This is a genomic window from Mesorhizobium sp. WSM4816 (genome assembly GCF_055811535.1).
In genome coordinates, this window is sequence record NZ_JBVVQR010000014.1 from 46,676 (window position 1) to 63,686 (window position 17,011).

The 17,011-nt window shown below is 60.8% G+C and carries 21 protein-coding genes; 9 read left to right on the forward strand and 12 right to left on the reverse strand.

The window, feature by feature from the left end; all coding sequences use genetic code 11:
• Nucleotides 1-3: 3 nt before the first annotated feature.
• Nucleotides 4-954, reverse strand: coding sequence for a HupE/UreJ family protein (locus AC0L3H_RS16800; RefSeq protein WP_473586288.1), 951 nt, complete (start codon nucleotides 952-954; stop codon nucleotides 4-6).
• A gap of 89 nt (nucleotides 955-1,043) precedes the next feature.
• Nucleotides 1,044-1,787, reverse strand: coding sequence for a peptidyl-prolyl cis-trans isomerase (locus AC0L3H_RS16805; protein WP_473586209.1), 744 nt, complete (start codon nucleotides 1,785-1,787; stop codon nucleotides 1,044-1,046).
• A gap of 394 nt (nucleotides 1,788-2,181) precedes the next feature.
• Between AC0L3H_RS16805 and AC0L3H_RS16810 the strand changes: the two genes are divergently transcribed.
• Entirely contained in the window at nucleotides 2,182-2,283 is a 102-nt protein-coding gene (locus AC0L3H_RS16810; protein WP_473586210.1) for a mechanosensitive ion channel domain-containing protein, read from the forward strand.
• A gap of 70 nt (nucleotides 2,284-2,353) precedes the next feature.
• On the opposite strand, the gene AC0L3H_RS16815 is transcribed toward AC0L3H_RS16810, so the two are convergent.
• The 3 genes from AC0L3H_RS16815 to AC0L3H_RS16825 form a co-directional block, all read right to left on the reverse strand.
• Nucleotides 2,354-3,616 (reverse strand): alpha/beta hydrolase, encoded by a 1,263-nt coding sequence (locus tag AC0L3H_RS16815; RefSeq protein ID WP_473586289.1) that lies wholly within the window; start codon nucleotides 3,614-3,616, stop codon nucleotides 2,354-2,356.
• A gap of 79 nt (nucleotides 3,617-3,695) precedes the next feature.
• Nucleotides 3,696-4,508 carry a porin family protein gene (locus AC0L3H_RS16820; protein ID WP_473586211.1) on the reverse strand — a complete coding sequence of 271 codons (813 nt, stop codon included), beginning with the start codon at nucleotides 4,506-4,508 and terminating at the stop codon, nucleotides 3,696-3,698.
• A gap of 318 nt (nucleotides 4,509-4,826) precedes the next feature.
• A complete protein-coding gene (locus AC0L3H_RS16825) occupies nucleotides 4,827-5,138 on the reverse strand; it encodes a hypothetical protein (RefSeq protein WP_473586212.1) in 312 nt (103 codons plus the stop codon).
• A 354-nt stretch (nucleotides 5,139-5,492) separates the two neighbouring features.
• Between AC0L3H_RS16825 and AC0L3H_RS16830 the strand changes: the two genes are divergently transcribed.
• From AC0L3H_RS16830 to AC0L3H_RS16855, 6 genes are all read left to right on the forward strand, one after another.
• Nucleotides 5,493-7,211, forward strand: coding sequence for a hypothetical protein (locus AC0L3H_RS16830; RefSeq protein WP_473586213.1), 1,719 nt, complete (start codon nucleotides 5,493-5,495; stop codon nucleotides 7,209-7,211).
• On the forward strand, nucleotides 7,192-7,362 hold the full coding sequence (locus AC0L3H_RS16835; protein WP_473586214.1) for a hypothetical protein: 171 nt from the start codon (nucleotides 7,192-7,194) through the stop codon (nucleotides 7,360-7,362). The genes AC0L3H_RS16830 and AC0L3H_RS16835 overlap by 20 nt, the downstream gene beginning before the upstream one ends.
• Before the next feature lie 421 nt (nucleotides 7,363-7,783).
• Nucleotides 7,784-8,008, forward strand: a complete 225-nt coding sequence (locus AC0L3H_RS16840) for a hypothetical protein (RefSeq protein ID WP_473586215.1) — start codon at nucleotides 7,784-7,786, stop codon at nucleotides 8,006-8,008.
• A 654-nt stretch (nucleotides 8,009-8,662) separates the two neighbouring features.
• Nucleotides 8,663-8,896 carry a hypothetical protein gene (locus AC0L3H_RS16845; protein ID WP_027151722.1) on the forward strand — a complete coding sequence of 78 codons (234 nt, stop codon included), beginning with the start codon at nucleotides 8,663-8,665 and terminating at the stop codon, nucleotides 8,894-8,896.
• Nucleotides 8,897-9,014: 118 nt separating this feature from the next.
• Nucleotides 9,015-9,224, forward strand: coding sequence for a hypothetical protein (locus AC0L3H_RS16850; RefSeq protein ID WP_473586216.1), 210 nt, complete (start codon nucleotides 9,015-9,017; stop codon nucleotides 9,222-9,224).
• Between the two features lie 335 nt (nucleotides 9,225-9,559).
• Complete coding sequence (locus tag AC0L3H_RS16855; protein WP_473586217.1) at nucleotides 9,560-10,717, forward strand: hypothetical protein; 1,158 nt, start codon at nucleotides 9,560-9,562, stop codon at nucleotides 10,715-10,717.
• Here AC0L3H_RS16855 and AC0L3H_RS16860 read toward each other — a convergent pair.
• From AC0L3H_RS16860 to AC0L3H_RS16890, 7 genes are all read right to left on the reverse strand, one after another.
• A complete protein-coding gene (locus AC0L3H_RS16860; protein WP_473586218.1) occupies nucleotides 10,692-11,252 on the reverse strand; it encodes a hypothetical protein in 561 nt (186 codons plus the stop codon). The genes AC0L3H_RS16855 and AC0L3H_RS16860 overlap by 26 nt on opposite strands.
• Nucleotides 11,228-11,461, reverse strand: coding sequence for a hypothetical protein (locus AC0L3H_RS16865; RefSeq protein WP_473586219.1), 234 nt, complete (start codon nucleotides 11,459-11,461; stop codon nucleotides 11,228-11,230). Before AC0L3H_RS16865 ends, AC0L3H_RS16860 begins: the two co-directional genes overlap by 25 nt.
• A gap of 108 nt (nucleotides 11,462-11,569) precedes the next feature.
• Entirely contained in the window at nucleotides 11,570-11,821 is a 252-nt protein-coding gene (locus AC0L3H_RS16870) for a hypothetical protein (RefSeq protein ID WP_473586220.1), read from the reverse strand.
• On the reverse strand, nucleotides 11,818-12,399 hold the full coding sequence (locus AC0L3H_RS16875; protein ID WP_473586221.1) for a hypothetical protein: 582 nt from the start codon (nucleotides 12,397-12,399) through the stop codon (nucleotides 11,818-11,820). The genes AC0L3H_RS16870 and AC0L3H_RS16875 overlap by 4 nt, the downstream gene beginning before the upstream one ends.
• A gap of 258 nt (nucleotides 12,400-12,657) precedes the next feature.
• Entirely contained in the window at nucleotides 12,658-13,014 is a 357-nt protein-coding gene (locus tag AC0L3H_RS16880) for a VOC family protein (RefSeq protein ID WP_473586222.1), read from the reverse strand.
• Between the two features lie 28 nt (nucleotides 13,015-13,042).
• On the reverse strand, nucleotides 13,043-13,477 hold the full coding sequence (locus AC0L3H_RS16885) for an SRPBCC family protein (RefSeq protein WP_473586223.1): 435 nt from the start codon (nucleotides 13,475-13,477) through the stop codon (nucleotides 13,043-13,045).
• Nucleotides 13,478-13,545: 68 nt separating this feature from the next.
• A complete protein-coding gene (locus AC0L3H_RS16890; protein WP_473586224.1) occupies nucleotides 13,546-14,361 on the reverse strand; it encodes a helix-turn-helix domain-containing protein in 816 nt (271 codons plus the stop codon).
• A 303-nt stretch (nucleotides 14,362-14,664) separates the two neighbouring features.
• Between AC0L3H_RS16890 and AC0L3H_RS16895 the strand changes: the two genes are divergently transcribed.
• Nucleotides 14,665-15,351 (forward strand): TerC family protein, encoded by a 687-nt coding sequence (locus AC0L3H_RS16895; protein WP_473586225.1) that lies wholly within the window; start codon nucleotides 14,665-14,667, stop codon nucleotides 15,349-15,351.
• A gap of 193 nt (nucleotides 15,352-15,544) precedes the next feature.
• The gene (rimO, locus tag AC0L3H_RS16900; protein WP_473586226.1) at nucleotides 15,545-16,858 is read left to right on the forward strand and encodes a 30S ribosomal protein S12 methylthiotransferase RimO; all 1,314 of its coding nucleotides are present in this window, start codon (nucleotides 15,545-15,547) and stop codon (nucleotides 16,856-16,858) included.
• Nucleotides 16,859-17,011: the final 153 nt, after the last annotated feature.

The following is a 17,011-nucleotide window of genomic DNA, read 5'->3' on the forward strand; positions in this document are numbered from 1 at the left end:
ATCTCAAAAGGTCGCCACACGTTCGATCACCCAGAACATTGCAATCGTGCCGATAGCGTATGGCGGTACGAGACCCACCCAGGCCGGCAGCGATCGCCTGCGGACCCGGATCAGTGCGACCAGCGCAAGTACGGCTCCGACAAAAAGAAGCTGTCCGACTTCCACTCCGAGGTTGAAGAACAGTAGCGCAACGGGAATCTGTCCCGCCGGCAGTCCAATCTCGCTAAGGGCGCCGGCAAAACCGAAGCCATGGAGAAGCCCGAAAGCAAATGCTACCAGCCAGGGTGCTCGAGCGGCTAGACTTCTGCGCCCCTGCCGTACGTGGACGATCTCGACCGCGACGAACGCGATCGACAACGCAATCACCGCCTCGACCGGCGGCGAGGGTACGTTAACAAAGCCGAGCGTCGCCAGCGCGAGCGTGATGCTGTGCGCAACGGTAAAGGCGGTGACCGTCTTGACGAGCCGCCACGAGCCCTCGGTTATGATGAGCAGGGCAAGCACGAAAAGCAGATGATCGAAGCCTGACAGAATGTGCTCGACGCCAAGTTTGAAATAAGTGGCTGCCGTAAACCAGCGGCTTGGCGTTGCAGGAATCGTCGCTTCCGGGGCGCCGGGCGTCAGCCGCTCGATCCACACGTCGCCGCTGGCGAACTCGACGCGCACCAGCGCATCGGTCATCGTGTTTTGCAGGCCGTCAATCGATACCACCTGGCCTTCCAACGGCTCGACCGCGTGCATCTGCCAGGTCTGCACCATTGCGTCGCCGGTCGGGCGCGAGACGACCGGCGTGAGGTTCTCGACCTTGCCCGAGAACGCTGCCGACAGTGCCAGACGCGCGTCACCCTGCATCGGTGTCTTGAACAGCACGCTGAACTCGTTCGGCGCCTCTTCCTGAACGCTGAGGTAGGCTGGGCGAACCTCATGCGCCGAGGCAACCTCCGGAAACAGCATGGCGATGGCCGCTGCCAGCACGACCAGCCGAACGCACTCCGTCGCGGCGCGGGCACCTCGGACGAGTGCAGGCCATTTGGTCGGCGGGTTCATTGCGTGGCCACTTTAGGTGCGGGCTCGGGCCCCAATACCGCTTTCGTGGTGTCGTCCAGCTCGATGCCATACTTGTTGCGCAGCGCGATCAGATAATCACGGCTGACCTCGGTCTGCTTCGCAGAGCGCCACTCAGAAAGGACCGCATTCCTGACCGTCTCGAAGGGCTTCAGCGCGGTCGCTGTATGCTGCGTGACGAGCACCAGATGAAAGCCATAGCCGGATTTCATCGGCCCCTGCCATCCGCCGGCTTCGAGTGCAAACACCGCGCGCGCAAAATCGGCACCGAACATCCCGGACAGCGCCAACTCGTCGATATCGGCAAAGCTGTCGCCGAACAGCAGCCGGTCACCCGCGGTCGAACCGTCCTCTGTATTCGCTGACAGCGCACCCAGCGCGGCGGTCGCGTCCGCAGCGGCATCCTTGCGATGCTCCGGGTTGAAGTAGACCTGCCTGAACGAGCGTTTTCCGGGCGTCTCGAATTGTGCAGAGTTGGCGGCATGGAACTGCCGCAGTTCCGCTTCGGTCGGCTCGGCAAGCTGGGCCGTGTCCTCGACAAGGAATTTCAGCTTTTGCGCCAGGCGGCGGCGGATTATGGTGTCGTCCTGCTCAAGGCCCATCTCCTGCGCTTCGCGCGCCATCACTTTCTCATTCAGCAGATCGTCGACAAGACCCTTGAGCTCATCGGCGGTTGGCTCACGCAGCCATTGGCTCGACCAGGTCTGCTTGAGCCAGCGCACGTCGCCTTCACCGATCCGGATCGGCTCGGCGGCTGTGGCTTCGATACGCCTGTCGTTGAGCCAGGAATAGCCGCCAAACAGGATCGCACCGATGACAGCAAAATGCAGCAGAGGCTCCCTGAGCAATATCATACGCTTTCCTGCGCGCCCTGCTGTCGCATACATGGTTCGGTCCAAGACGACAGCATCTCGCATCAGAGCCATTCGAGTGTGATACTTCGAAGACTACTTCTTTCGCTCCTGCATGGATGGTAGGCCCCCAAGATCCGGGGCGGAATGTAATTTACGTGGGCAAGCACGTAACAGGGCAACAACAAAGCCGCTGCTGAGCGTGTGAGGAGTCGTGCCAAAATTACGGTGAGCATCGATTGCGAGCCGATCACGTCGCACGACGATGCTCTCGCTCGGCGAATTCATCAAAACATCCGGCACCAAAGGGACCGTGGAGAAGATTTCGATACGATCAGTGACACTGTGCAATTCGAGCGGTTCGTAGCACAGTTTTGCCGAGCCACTTTGGGCCGGAGACGAACCTCGAAATTACTCCGCGCAGGCCAACCGAGGGGCTACCTCTTGCAATCTTTTGTGGCGGAGCCAACGCATTTCTTGCCAGCACCCGATTTCTGGCTGGCCTGGGAACCCGTCAAGGCGCCGATGTGATTGCCCAAATTTTCTCTGCTGTTTTGATCGACCGCTGCAACGGGTGCGGCAATCACCAACCCTGCCGCGCTGCCCGCCGCTGCCGCCACACCGGTCGTTGCGTGAATGATCGTGTCGCCGAGGCCTATCCTGTTGTCGGTCAACGTCTGGCCGCCGGCCATACGCGCCCCAATCAGTTGCACGACCTGCGGTGACGAGGCGAACTTGCCGTGATGCAAAGGATCTCCGGATTTGACCTTCGTCAGATCGATGACGGTTATGTTGTTGCTGGCGAGATCTTCCTTGTATGGGGTTTGTTCCGGATCAATCGATCCTAGCCGGGGGATATCGCCCCAGACCCGTCGCGAAACTTTGAGCGCGCGATCGTCCTGCGAGACAAAGAGGGTGAACTGCGGGTGCTGTTTGCCCATGTCGGCAATCTGAGTGCGAAACACATCGACATCGACGTCTGGCGCGGCCAGCATGACGTTCTTGAACTTTTTCGGAAGGCCGCCATTGCGGATGGCCATCTGGCGCAAGCCTTCCAGCGCAAGCCAGTTGCCCATCGAATGGGCGAGGATCGAAACTTCCTTTATCTGGGGATCGCGTGCAAGGTATTGGAACAGCAGTTCAAGCGCATTTCGCGTGTAGTTGGTGCTTTCACGATCGTAGCCATACGCCAGCGCACTGCCTCGGGAGGGCCAGGTGACCAGGATCGGGACGCTCTGCGTGTCGGTGTCCTTCGCGATCTGCGCAAAGCGATAGACCGCGTCTTCAAAGCGATTGTTGAATCCGTGAATAAAGACGAGGACACTGTGATCCGGGCTCTTCCTGACCGAGGCGCTAAGCCACCCCTTCGCTGTCTCGAGCGTCAATTCCTGGGCCTGCACGACGGCGAAATCAGTCGCCGGGTTTGACGGCAGCTTCTTGGGCCATGCAACCTCTCCAACCTTGCGGACGGATGGCGGAGGGATCGACACCGTAATTTCGGCGAACGAGGGGGCCAGTCCGCGCTCGCCCGTATACATTTGTGCCGGATTGGAGGACCGACTGCGTGTCGTTGCGACCAGCATCTCCACCTTGCTGGAGGACGGCGAGGTATCGGCCACGGGCAGCAGCACATTCGTCGGACGGGACGCGCACCCCCACAGCAGGCCAACCAACGCCGATGCCAACAAGACGTTGCTGATACGCCTGACTTTGGACGGGCTCACGAAACAGTTCCCCAAACTCTTCTCCCGTTCGAAGCCGTCCCAGGCTCAGATATAATCAGAACCGGAACCTGGCGCCGATGATTGGTCCCTGCATTGCTATGTCAAACACAAATCGGTCGTCGTCGTAGTCTACGGCAAGGTAGCGATAGCCCGCTTCCAGCGTGACCCAATCACTGTACCGGTATTGAAGCGTGCCCTGCACTTGCCAATCGAGGTCGGCGCCAAGGCCGAAGCCACCGACATCCGCCTCGCCATGGAGTCCGAATCCGTTGCCGAGAGCAACATCGCCGGCCACGCCAATAATGGGGTCGACCCAGGTCTTGCTGCCGCTGGCCTCCCTTACGGCGAGAGGGCCAGTAACGGTCAGATCAGCATCGAGGTGCCAGAGCCGCCCGCCGGCCAGAACGTCCAAGGTCGCGGTGCCATTGTCGAAGACCCGATAGGAGCCGCCGAAGGTCCACACCACGGTGTCCATGTTCGCTTCGGCCGAGAAAAGAGCCAACGGGCCGGGCGACGTGCCATCGGCCTCGAGTCCCAGGTAGATGAAGTCGGTGAACAGTGCGTAGCGGCCATTGCGCGCCTCACCGGCAAGCATGACCGGCGGGGGAGACCAATCGATGTGGTCAAAGATCTGGCCGAAATCGACGTCGATATCTACCGGCGACAGGCCCCTGACGCCGATTCTACCCTTCATGCCTGCCATCCAGAAATAGGGTTTTGCGGCGAAGGTCCAGGCCGGCACGGCTTCAGCAGGCACGGGGGCGGCTTCAGGAAGTTGCGTCGCAGCGTCCGCAGCGATCGCCGGCACCGCAAACAGCGCTGCCGCTGTTCCCGCCGAAGCCAACACGAGAGCTCGGATGATTCCCATATCGAAGTCCCCTCCAGTTCCATCCTTTACTTCATGTCCGACGCGATCGTCTTGCACCCGCAGTGACAACATATCTCTATTCGCGCCGCTCAGCTAATGGATATCGGTTTCCGATCGTCTTTCATGTCGACAGGGGTTCATTTATTGCTGTCACGGACGGACAGTGCCGGGCCTACTTCGGGAACAGCAGTCCCGTGCGCAATCGAGCCCGTCGGGTCCGCTATCGGGGCTTACCGTGACGACAAGCAGGGCCGGGAGCACGGCTGCTATAATTTGTGGAGGTCGATTGCCAGACAGAAATTCCAAGCCAGCCTCCGCTTAATTCTGGCGTGGCGGCCAAGGAATGACGTGCGGTTTCCGGGCGGAATCCGCGCGCAGCACAGCTCCGACCTCCCCAACCAACCGATCCACCAGTTCCTGCCATTCGGCTCGTCTGGACTCGCGCAATGCCGGCGGCACCTTGTCGATCCTCAAGAGTGCCAGCTCCGCTTCTGCAAGTTCCTCGCACATATCCTGAAAGCCCTCACTTCGGCCCATTAGCCGATGGATCGCCAATTCAAATTGCGGGAACCGACGCACCGCCGCCGAGACCGCTCTTTGTCTATCAGCCGGTTCGTCGTCCATCCTCATGGCGCAAATTCGTGTTTTCCTTGGACCACCGTAACCTATCGCATGGAGGCGGCCGCGGAATGTAAGTTACGTGGGCGACCGGGTAATTTCTGAACATCCATAGCGGTCGGCACCAAGCTTAAAATCGCAAATTCAAATTGCGCTGCCGGCGAGGCCGCCTAACTCTTTGATCCGTTGTCATCCGCCGGTGCATTGCGCGAACCGTCGCCGTCGTCCCAGCGTTATCCGTTCAGACTACTGGGAGTATTGCAAGAACAGGCTCGCGGTTATAAATTATGCAGCGAGGGTAACCGCAGAAAAATGAAATATAACTGGGAGTGGTCACCCCCAAGAGCGTCAGGTGAGGGAACCAAGGTGATCCGGGCGGAACCAGCCATAGGGAGGGAGCATGGGCTCGCCCCAGAGGATTGTCGTGCCCAGCTTGCCCTGATCCTCAACAGCGCGGACTTCGATGCAACCGGTCGCGAGCGCCGCTTCCTCAGCCATGTGGTGGAGGAGACGCTGGCGGGTCGCGGTGATCGTATCAAGGCCTATTCGATCGCAGTCGAAGTGTTCGGCCGTGACATGTCCTTCGACCCGCAGACGGATCCGATTGTCCGGATCGAGGCTGGCCACCTCCGGCGCGGGCTCGAACGATACTACCTGACTGCCGGACACGACGATCCTGTTCTCATCACGATCCCGAAAGGCGGTTACGTTCCAACGTTCTCGGTGCGATTGCCCCTCGAGACCATTGAGCCGGACTTGCCTGTCGACCGAGCAGAGAAAGTCTCGCCCCCTGCTCGATGGATGAAGGCATCATGGCTGACGGTGGCTCTTGCGGCAATCGTCGCGGCATTGGCTGTTCTGGCATTGGGATTGGCGAGGAGCGACGTTCGCCCGACTTCGCCTGAGATCCCGCGACTGCTGGTCGAGACGTTTGACGACCTTTCAGGAACGGAAGCCTCCAGGGCGATTGCGAGCGGATTGAGGCAGGAAGTCGTCAGCCAGCTTTCCAAGTTCAAGGATATCGTGGTCGTGGAGTCGGCCACAAAGGGGGAAGATCCATCGGTCTCGCCGGCACGATTTGTCCTGGCCGGAAGCGTGAACCTGTCGACCGATGCCTTCCGGCTTCGGGTCCGGCTGCTCAACCGGGCGGACAACTCGGTTCTGTGGGCAGAAAGCTATGATGGCGGGCTGAAGGTGGCGCAGCTTGTGGAAGTCCAGACGGACATCGCGCGTAATGTGTCATCGAGCCTGGCCCAGGCATATGGCGTCATCTTTCAGGCAGACGCCAATCTCCACGTCGTCAATCCGCCCGACGATTGGGCCGCCTACTCTTGCACGCTTTCTTTCTACGCATATCGGGTCGGTGTCGATGCAGAAAGCCGGTCATCGGTACGCGGGTGCCTTGAGAAGGCAGTGGATCGCTTTCCGACCTACGCCACCGCCTGGGGTCTTCTCTCGCTAATCTACATAGATGACTACCGATTCGAGTTTTCAGCCGACCCCGAAGAGTCCGCCGCTGCGCTCGATCGCGCCTTGGCGGCGGCAAGGCGATCTGTGGGGCTTGATCCTGTCAACATCCGGGGACGCCAGGCCGAAATGGTTGCGCTTTATTTCCACAAGGAGATCAATGCCGCATTGAAAGTGGGCAAGCAGACTTTAACCATCAACCCGAACGACACCGAGTTTATGGGTGAATATGGAGAGCGCCTGGCGGTTTCTGGAAATTGGCATGACGGTTGCCAGTTGATAGCGGAGGCGCGTCAGAAGAACCCGGGATCAGGCTACTATGACGTGGATCTGGCTCTTTGCTCGTATTTCAGCGGGGATTATACGCAGGCAGCCATGTGGATCAACAAATCGCCATTTCCGTCGAATCCGATCTATCATCTGCTTGCCGCTGCCGTTTTCGGCGAGGGAGGATACAAAATCGCGGCTGATCGCGAGGTCGCGTGGCTGAACAAAAATCAACCTGATTTGGTGAAGAACATGCGCCAGGTGGTTTCGGCGCGGTTGGCCCGTTCGCAAGATGTCGAGTTTTTCCTCGGCTCGCTAAGGAAAGCGGGCCTTGGCATCGCAGACGACTAAGAAGTCAGCGGCGCCCGCCCCTCACCTGCCCGGCGGCGAAGCCGGCATCAAAAACATCGAGATCTGGATGGACGAAAGGGTTCGTTCGAATGATGCTATTGCGTTGTCTTGGGCGCAGGTTTTGCTCAGCCAGCACAGCGCCTCCTCTTAAGCACGCTGGCGGTCTTGGCCCGGCGGCCTGCTGACAGTCCCCCAATAGAGCTGCCGGGCCACTCGAACTTGCTCAATGGAAGGCGCGGACTTCCAGGATTAGAACCAACAAGCACATCAGAGGCATCATCTTTGGCGAGATCGTGCAGCACCTGCGGCTGAAGGGTGTTGGCCGAAAACGCAAAAAAGCCCCGCCGCTCAAGCGGCGGGGCCCCCATTCGCCCCCCATCGATGCCCATGCAATTGCGGTGCCAGACGTGTTGACCCATTGCGGCGCACCTTTTGATGCCGGGACAGCCTGTTCGCAGTTGAGAGGGGCTGTATCGAGCGGGTCGATGGCGTATCGACTTTTTTTGCCGCAAACGGTTTCGCGCCGGAACGCTTGCTCTTCTGGATGGTTGGTTGGGACAGGAGATGCAGGTGTGGCCAAGAAGCTGTCAATCGCCGAAACGTTGCGACGAACCTCTGACCAACTGAAGAGGATCCGGAAACACGTCGCCAATGGCGGTCATGTGGACCGGATGCAAGAGGTCGACGCCCTGGTGGGCCTCGCCAAAGAAGTGGCCGACCGGCAGCTGGCCGGGTATGAAAGCCCGGCGGATGAAAACGATGGCTCTGTGCAAGACAATGACGATGCAAAAGACTGAGCGTTGTCGACCAGCTCCTGACATTCCGCGATAACGGAATTACTTGATTTGCCAAGATCGATACTATCCAGCGGTGGCGGACCCCCCAATCCGCCTGGCCGGCGCCGTCAAGCGTTCTTACCCCACGCCCCCCAAGCGGCGCCGGCCGCTCGGCTGCGCACCCTCGTGTCAGGCCCAGTGTCAGGCCCGAGGGCATGCTTTCGCGCAACATGCATTGGACCAGCAGACGCGCGGGTTTGACGGGTTTTTTCTGCAACTTGCGGCGATCTGTACACGCGCCACGCAATCGGGAGATTCCCATCGCTCTCGGCGGCCTTTAATACTCGATCTGCGATATCGCAGCGGATAATGGGATCGTCCGCTATATGATCCATTGGATTCTGTGGATTCTGTTTGAAAAACATCTCCGGCCCCGCGCTTGGCGCTGAGAATGCTCAACGGATACCGCTTTGAACAGTCGTCAAATGACGACCACAGACGAATTTATACGTCATACCACGAAGGCCACTTTGGCGTAATCGCAAGGAGCCGAGACGCGGATCCTGCCGTTGGTCTGTGCAACAGAAGCTTGCAGCCGGGAACAACCACTCGACGGTTCGCGTTTGTGCAAAGGCCCGCTTCTTTTGCACGGGCAGCGAGCCTTGAAGGTTCGCAATGCCGCACCGGCGTTTCAATCGCACCCGCCTCAGCCCTCACGATCTGGCTATTTGTGAACGCGTGTACGATCAGGTTTGCGCAGATGAACACATCGACCCTTTGAGCCGGGATGCCGAAGCCTTGGCGGTGATGATTGTCGCAATCTTCCGAAACATTACGACCAGTGAGCGCGAACTGCTGGAGGAGGTCAGGTCGCTTCGTCGTCCAAAGGGCGCAGAACAGGCGCGCTAGCTTGGCGGCTTTCCCTGACGAATCGTTCTTGTCCCGCTTTGGCACAGCCGGATTGGCATCGTAATTGCCTTTTGAGTCTCGCCAGAGTGTAGCCACAGCGCTTGCGAAGGAGATGGAAATGGGTTTGGCCGAAGACCTGTCTGATGTTGCCCTCACATTCGCTTGTCCGGATTGCTCGCATCCGGCGGTAAGGAAGGGCTCTGCGCTGAAAACGATCGCCCACTTCAAATGCGGCGGGTGCAACGCCAAGGTGCGGATCACTTATCCGCAGAAACTGGCGATCTTCGAAAAGCACAAGCTATTGACTGCGCATGGGGCATGGCAATAACTCAACGCTGCTTATGCGGTTAAGAGCCAGGTTCGACTTCCCTGTGATTCCAAAGGGTTTTGGCGAATTGATGAATTGATTTGGAAGATGATAGGATCCCCGATCGCCCGGAAACAACTTGGCCGAGCATGGCTGCGCCATGAACTTATTTGACGGAGGCCGAACGCCATGGTTGAACCGCAGCTCCCATCGCCTGCAAGGGCCTCCGATCGTATTCAACTCCAGGTGGTTTGAATTTGACCACGGCAATTGAGGACATTTTTCGGCCGCTTGCATTAACCGCGCGGTTGCTTGTCCAGTGCTGGCCGCAGCTATTGCTTGTCGGCTGCCTGGGCATGATCGCTCGTGGTCTGCTGCTTCAGGGCGCCGTGACGATCGGCCTGCAATTCCCGCTGGGCGGAATGGTCATGCTGTCGCTGGTGGTCCTCGCCAAGCTGACGGTGCTGGTCATGATGTTCGTGGTGCTCCGGCCGCATATGCCGGCGGTGGCGGCACTGAGGCAAAAAGCCAAAAAGACAGTGGACGAAATGAAACGGGAGCCGGTCCTGGCGATTACCGCCGCTGCGATCCTGCCTTTCTTCGCCTATTACGCCGCCTGGGGTTTTCTTGGCGATACGGTTCGCGAATATTCGCGCATGGCGCTCGCCCAGGCCGAGTTCGGCAAGAGCGTCGACATCTTCGCCATTCTTCAGTCAAGCGGCGTGGCGCTGTCGATCGTCATATGCTGGCTGGTGCGTTTTGCCGCCAAGCGACTGGATGCGGGCGCGTCTCACCCCTACTGGCGGCTGCTGATCGTGGCGACGGACGCAACCTGGGTCTTCATCGGCCTTTATGCGCTCGGCGTATGGAAGGACCAGTTCATCCGCTGGCTTGGCGCAGGCGCCGCTTTGCAACAACTCAGCCTCGATTTGCTTGCGCCGATAACTCAGGCGGCCGCGGCCGGCCAGTTCGTTCCCGTGGAGTTCCGGCCGCTTCCCTTCGGCGAGCAGCTTCAGAATCTGTTCTTTTTCGCGTTGCTGCCGATTGTCTGGCTGGTGATGGCAGCGATCATCAACGGCTATGAGCTTTCCGCGCCGGCCGCTTCCGGTCCTGCGCCATCCCAAGCGACCTCCTGGCAGAAGTGGCTGAAGGATTTCGCGTCTCACTTCGTTGGCGGTTACCGCAGCCGCTATTCGCCGGTCTGGACCTGCGTCAAGCTGACGCTCAGTGCCGGCCTGGCCACGCTTGTCACCTTCGTCATTGCCTATCAGGCCATCTCCTGGGCCGGCGCCTGGACATGGTATGGACTGACGAGGCTGATCGGAGCGCACGATCTCGCGACCTGGCAGATCTTCGCCGATGCCATCAGCCTGTTCATCGGCAGCCCAAGCGAACTCGACGGCGGAATCCTGCTCGACGCGGTCCGGGTCGCGCTGCTTGCAGCCGTGCTCGAGACCGCGGTCGCCATGGCTGGCGCAGACAAGGGCGTCAGGTCCGCGGCTCGCCGACGCTGAGATAACTCGGCAGCGCCGAGTAGAGGGCGATCGACAGCCTGAGGCCGCTCGCCGCAGGTGGGATCGAAAAACTGGCAGCCATCCGTGCCGGTTTGCCGGGCTCCGTCGCCGCGAATGCCATGCCGCCGCACTGGGACCGTTGCTCGGCCTCCGGATACTGCTTCCTGACCACCGGATCGGCAAACAGGGTTGGCCGCCATTCGCGACCGCTCCCATCGGAAAGCCGCACCTCGCAAGGTATCGAGCCGAGCGCTTTCGGGTCGGCAGCGAGAGCTTCGAATTCGGCAAGCACGACGGCGCTTCCCGCGCTGCCTGCCAGTCTGGTGAAGCGTGTCACGGTCCAGCTGGCGCCGGCATAGTCGATCGGCTGTCCCAGGCTCGCAGATAGCGGCTGGCGCAGATGTTGAGAACGCCAGTCCTTGATGCTTCCCCACGTCTGCACGGCCAACGCGGCAGGCAGTGCGACCACCAGCGCCATCGTGCTCAGCCAGTAGCCTCGCCGCGTTGACCTCACCTTTGCGGGAGAACTGTCCATGGCGGCCTTTCTTCGTTGCGGCGTAAGGTGATCGCCGGCTCGATGTCCTTGCCGGAAATAGTCGTGGCGATGCGGATCTCGTCGTCGAGCGGCAGCAATTTTGTAGGTGCGACCACGACGGTCCCGCCGGCGACAGCATCCTCCGGCACTTCGAACACCAGAAGGACCCGGCGTGGCAGCCCGGGCTGGTAGACATCGCCCGGCATCATTTCGATCGTCGCCCACAAGCGGTCGGTCAGGACATAACGGATGCCGCTGCGGCTCAGCCACTCGCCCGACGTGAGACCCAGGGACTTGAATTTCGCTTCGGCCTCGCATTAGACCACAACCCATACGCCGGAACTCGTGTAGGTCTTTGACTTGCCGTAGGTCTCGACGTTGAGAACACGCGCCACCCTGGCGCTGTCCAGCGAAAGCGCGAAGGCGCGGGCCTCCACACGCTTGTTCATGCCGCCCGAAGCGACTATCGGCGATGTAATGTCGCTGTACAGCGGACGCGTATGCTGCATGCCGTAGAGCACGGCGGCAGCCAACAGCAGCGCCAGCGCCGAACGCAACATGCGTATCATGGCGCCTTCTCTACCGGCAGATCGACCGTCGCAACGGGATCACGTTCGAACCACCCGCTTGCACCGTAGACATTGTCGCGCAACTTGTAGATCTGGCCGGTGACGGTGATCGTCACCTTGTCGGGCACGGGCACACCGGCCGGCCACTCCCAGGCCATGGTCAGGCGTTCCGGCATGTTGGGATTGAAATATCCCGCCAGGTACTTGTCACGCTTGAGATAAACCGTTGGCATCGGCAGCTTTTGCGCCGGCGCGCTGAGCGTGACGACGCGATGGAGCACGTTGTTGGGAGTGGCGGAACGGTTCACCACATCCATATCCACCATCACAAGCTGCACGGGCCGCGATGGCGGAACGGCTGTCGGCGGAACGGTTCCGACACGTGCCGTTCGCAAGGTCACAAACCAGCGACCGGCATCGATTTGCTGGCCCGCCTGCACAACCGGCGTCCTTGGTGGGTGGGCAGCTTCGTAGAGCGTCATTGAAAACGAGATTGCCGATGCGGCCAGCCCGCCCAGGCCTGCAATCAGAAAAGCATACAGCCGTTGCCGTATTGTCGTTCGTGTCGGTTCCGTCATGCGCCGTGCGGTATGCGATGGTCCTCGGGCCAGCCTTATACGATGCGAAAATGATTTGTTACAACAGCAGTGGCAGGCATCTTCAAAGGGGTTCAGCGCAGGCCACCAGCCGCGCAATCGGATCGTGGCCCGCCCGGCCAGTGTTCAATCTCCGCGGCTGACGCCAAGAGCGGCATTAAGTCCGATGGGCTCGCCTAAACCATTCGGCCCCACACCATTCGAAAGAGGCGCCGGGCTCGGCTCGGCGCCTCACCTTCTTCACTTGTCCGACCACACGGCCAGCTCATAACCGTCCAGATCGGAGAAGTGGAAGCGGCGGCCGCCCGGGAAGGAATAGGCGGGCTTGACGACCTTTCCGCCGGCTTCCTCGACATGGCGCTGGGTCTCGTCGAGCTTGTCGGCATAAAGGATCACCAGCGGCCCGCCTGCCGCCCTGCTCTGGCCACCGAGAGCGAAGCCGCCGGTCAGCCGCCCGTCGTTGAACTCACAATAGCTCGGCCCATAATCCTTGAAGGACCAGCCGAAGGCCTTGCCGTAGAAGCCACGCGAACGCGCGATGTCGCCGACGGAAAACTCGACATAATCGATGCGCTTGTCGTTGCTGGATCTGGCCATGGTCTTCTCCTTTCGTGCATTTGGATGCTCAGCGTTCGAGCATTGCCTTCAGTGTGTTGAGGTCGCGCTGCACGGCCTCGGCGTCGGCAGCGAATATCTCCTGCGTCATGTCCGGCGTCCTCAACAGCACGAACATGACCTCCGCGCCGGTCCCGTTAGGAACCACGCGCACCGCATTGCGGGTTTCCCTGTCTTCGCCAAAGGCGATGTCTTCGCCAAAGACGATGTCCTCGGCAAAGACGATGTGATCGAGGACGCCGAATTCGTTCGGCCGGGAGAAGCGGATGCGGATGGGCCGGCCGTCGGGGGTCTCCGCGGTCCATTCCTCGCCCGATTTTTCGAAGCGCCTGCCGAGGCCCGCCGCCCAGCGCTGGAAATTCTCAGGGATGGAGGCGAAGTCATAGACTTCGCGCCAGTCCCGGTCGATGGACACGGTAATGTTGCGAGATTGGTAGATCGTCATGTCTGCCTCCTTTCAACGAAGGCAGATTAGGCGGCGTTGGCTGTGGCGTATTGAACGAAACGGCCAGCTCAGCCAGCGAGCTGTCGCAGAACCGTCGCCGGCGAGAACCCCGACAGGCGCCGCACCTCGCGCGTCAGATGCGCCTGGTCGCAATAACCCGCCTCGAACGCAAGATCGGCCAGGCGCGGCTCGGTGGACTGCCGCGCCAGGTTCAGGAACCGCTGGAAGCGGAGAATGCGGTCGAGCGTCTTCGGACCATAGCCGAAAGCTTCCTGGCAGCGGCGGCGAAGCGTTCGCGGGCTGACATCGAGCCGGTCGAGGATCACCGCCATGCCCGGACCGGCGGATTCGGTTTTCAGTGCGTTGAAGGTAAATCCCATGTCCGCGGGCGGCGGCTCGACATTTTGCGCAAGCCTGCAGAGTGCCGCCTGCATCGCCCGCATCCGCTCGACCGTCGAGGACGCATCGCCAATTTTTTGGGCGATTTCGCGCGCCAGCGCTCCCCAGAAATGGCTGAGCGCCACCCGGCCGCCGACGATTTCCGACATCGGCAGGCCGAGCCAGCGGCTTGCCGCACCCGGTCGGAAGCGGGCGCCGATCACCGTGGAGCCTGAAGTCAGCCTAGAGAGGGCAACCGCCACGTCGGGGCCGGCCACGACCAGTTCGCCGTCGATCCAGGTGATGTCGACGCAGCCGTCGGGGACCACGGCCGACAGGCTCCCCGCGTTCGGTCGCAATGCCGCGTCCGGTCGCAATGTATTTGACCAGGCACACTGGAAATGCCCTGCGAGCGCGGCGGCAGGATCGAACTCGCGGTATTCCCCGATTGCCCCGGAAAGGATTGGCGCTCCGGAAAGGAAGGGTGTGTTGTCGTCAGACGTCACGAGCCTCTCCTGTTGAGGAACATTTTCAAGGCACCGTACTCTTCGGTACCCGAAATCTATTGCGGTGGCGGCGCGCTTCAACCCTGCCCTCTGCGCGTCAACCCTGGATTGTGTCCTACGCTGTGGGCGCGGGCTCTGCTGCGTCCAGACGAGCGGGGCGTCGTTCGATTGGCGGATTTTCCCGGCTGCTGGCGATTTCGACCGCGACTGGCAGTTTGCCGTCCATCGAGCCTTGACGCGCGGGAACCATACAAGTTAGGCGTTCGGCGGACGATTGGCGACCAAGCAAGGAAATTCCTGCCGATGGAAATTTTTACCGCCGCCGGCCTCGCGGCCCTGCTCCAGGTCATTGCCATCGACCTTGTGCTTGCCGGCGACAATGCCATCGTCATCGGCCTTGCTGCGGCAGGCCTGCCGACGGATCAGCGCAAGAAGGCGATTCTCGTCGGCATTCTGGCGGCCACCCTGCTTCGCATCTTCTTTGCCCTGATCACCCAGTGGCTTCTCACCATCGGCCCCATTCTCCTCATCGCCGGCGGCCTGCTGCTGCTTTGGGTGTGCTGGAAGATGTGGCGCGAATTGCGTGTCAGCCACGAGCAGGAGCATGACGCAACGGAAGCGTTGTCGAATGTCGATTACGACAAAAGCGGGACGATTAGCGGCAAGGGACCGCGCAAGACTTTTGCTCAGGCAGCCTGGCAGATCGTCATTGCCGACGTTTCGATGTCTCTCGACAACGTCCTTGCCGTCGCCGGCGCGGCGATGGACCACCCCACGGTCCTGATCATCGGTTTGGCGCTGTCGATCGCACTGATGGGCTTCGCCGCTTCGTTCGTCGCACGCCTCCTGCATAAGTACCGCTGGATCGCCTATATCGGCCTGGTGATCATTTTCTACGTTGCGGTTAAGATGTTTCTGGATGGTGCTGTGCAGCAGTGGCCCGAACAGTTTGCGTTCCTGGCGCCCTGGTTCGGGCCGGGCGGTCATTGAAATCTTGGCACTGCGGGTCCGCCCGAGGCGCCAAGCCGTTCCCGGTTTGCCCATTCCTCGGTTTGCCTGATTGAGGAACTATGCTATTGCGCCGTGCAAATTGAGCTTCTGCGAAAGTTCAAAAGATCAACACGCATCGAGACTTCCGGGCCGGGCCTAAGGGTTTCCGGCCCGCGTCCATTGGAAACCGCAAATGTCCGCCCCTCGCGTCAGTTTCGTCAGCCTTGGATGCCCGAAAGCCCTCGTGGACTCGGAGCGCATCATCACCCGCCTGCGCGCGGAGGGCTATGAGATCGCGCGCAAGCATGACGGCGCCGATCTGGTCGTCGTCAACACCTGCGGCTTTCTCGATTCGGCTCGCGATGAATCGCTCAACGCCATCGGCTCCGCCCTTTCGGAGAACGGCAGGGTCATCGTCACCGGCTGTCTCGGCGCCGAACCGGACGTCATCCGCGAAAAACATCCCAACGTTCTCGCCATCACCGGTCCGCAGGCCTACGAGAGCGTGATGGCTGCGGTGCATGAAGCCGCGCCCCCGAGCCACGATCCCTATGTCGACCTTTTGCCGCCGCAAGGCGTCAAGCTCACGCCGCGCCACTATGCCTATCTCAAGATTTCGGAGGGCTGCAACAACCGCTGCACCTTCTGCATCATCCCGGCGCTGCGCGGCGATCTCGTCTCGCGGCCGGCGGCCGACGTGCTGCGCGAGGCCGAGAAACTGGCCAAGGCCGGCGTCAAGGAAATCCTGGTCATCTCGCAGGACACCAGCGCCTACGGCATCGACATCAAATACCAGACCAGCATGTTCGGCGATCGCGAAGTGCGGGCCAAATTCCTCGATCTGTCGGAGGAACTCGGCAAGCTCGGCGTCTGGGTACGCATGCACTATGTCTACCCCTACCCGCATGTCGCCGATGTTATCCCGCTGATGGCCGAAGGAAAGATCCTTCCCTATCTGGACATCCCGTTCCAGCACGCCTCGCCGCGAGTGCTGAAGAACATGCGCCGGCCCGCCCATGGCGAAAAGACGCTCGACCGTATTCGCGGCTGGCGCGAAATCTGTCCGGATCTGGCGATCCGCTCCACCTTCATCGTCGGCTTCCCCGGCGAGACGGACGACGATTTCGAGATGCTGCTCGACTGGCTGGACGAAGCCAGGATCGACCGCGCCGGCTGCTTCAAATACGAGCCGGTCAGGGGCGCCCGCTCCAACGACCTCGGCCTCGAACAGGTTCCGCAGGAAATCAAGGAGGCGCGCTGGCACCGTTTCATGCAGTGTCAGCAGAAGATCTCGGCGACGCAGCTCGCCAGGAAGGTCGGCAAGCGTCTGCCAGTGCTGATCGACGAGGCGCATGGCACCTCGGCGAAGGGCCGCACTAAATACGACGCACCCGAAATCGACGGCTCGGTGCATATCCAGTCGCGGCGTCCGTTGCGCGCCGGCGATGTCGTCACCGTCAAGATCGACCGTGCCGACGCTTACGATCTTTACGGCTCAGCGGTCTGACCGCATCTCGCACTACGGCGCCGCGTCCTTTCGGGCGGCAAAGGACGACGCCGCATAACACCTGATTTTGCGCATGGCCCTTCCGGAAATCGATCCCGATTTCGGGCTCTTGCTAAACGAAAGGGCGCCGCGCGGCGCCCTTCCTGTCAAGAT

Coding starts and splice junctions, on each gene's coding strand:
- AC0L3H_RS16800 (WP_473586288.1), bottom strand. CDS start 954: ATGCTGTTTCCGGAGGTTGCCTCGGCGCATGAGGTTCGCCCAGCCTAC.
- AC0L3H_RS16810 (WP_473586210.1), top strand. CDS start 2,182: ATGCTCTCGCTCGGCGAATTCATCAAAACATCCGGCACCAAAGGGACC.
- AC0L3H_RS16820 (WP_473586211.1), bottom strand. CDS start 4,508: ATGGGAATCATCCGAGCTCTCGTGTTGGCTTCGGCGGGAACAGCGGCA.
- AC0L3H_RS16825 (WP_473586212.1), bottom strand. CDS start 5,138: ATGAGGATGGACGACGAACCGGCTGATAGACAAAGAGCGGTCTCGGCG.
- AC0L3H_RS16845 (WP_027151722.1), top strand. CDS start 8,663: ATGCCGCACCGGCGTTTCAATCGCACCCGCCTCAGCCCTCACGATCTG.
- AC0L3H_RS16850 (WP_473586216.1), top strand. CDS start 9,015: ATGGGTTTGGCCGAAGACCTGTCTGATGTTGCCCTCACATTCGCTTGT.
- AC0L3H_RS16855 (WP_473586217.1), top strand. CDS start 9,560: ATGATCGCTCGTGGTCTGCTGCTTCAGGGCGCCGTGACGATCGGCCTG.
- AC0L3H_RS16860 (WP_473586218.1), bottom strand. CDS start 11,252: ATGGACAGTTCTCCCGCAAAGGTGAGGTCAACGCGGCGAGGCTACTGG.
- AC0L3H_RS16865 (WP_473586219.1), bottom strand. CDS start 11,461: ATGATGCCGGGCGATGTCTACCAGCCCGGGCTGCCACGCCGGGTCCTT.
- AC0L3H_RS16870 (WP_473586220.1), bottom strand. CDS start 11,821: ATGATACGCATGTTGCGTTCGGCGCTGGCGCTGCTGTTGGCTGCCGCC.
- AC0L3H_RS16875 (WP_473586221.1), bottom strand. CDS start 12,399: ATGACGGAACCGACACGAACGACAATACGGCAACGGCTGTATGCTTTT.
- AC0L3H_RS16880 (WP_473586222.1), bottom strand. CDS start 13,014: ATGGCCAGATCCAGCAACGACAAGCGCATCGATTATGTCGAGTTTTCC.
- AC0L3H_RS16885 (WP_473586223.1), bottom strand. CDS start 13,477: ATGACGATCTACCAATCTCGCAACATTACCGTGTCCATCGACCGGGAC.
- AC0L3H_RS16895 (WP_473586225.1), top strand. CDS start 14,665: ATGGAAATTTTTACCGCCGCCGGCCTCGCGGCCCTGCTCCAGGTCATT.
- rimO (WP_473586226.1), top strand. CDS start 15,545: ATGTCCGCCCCTCGCGTCAGTTTCGTCAGCCTTGGATGCCCGAAAGCC.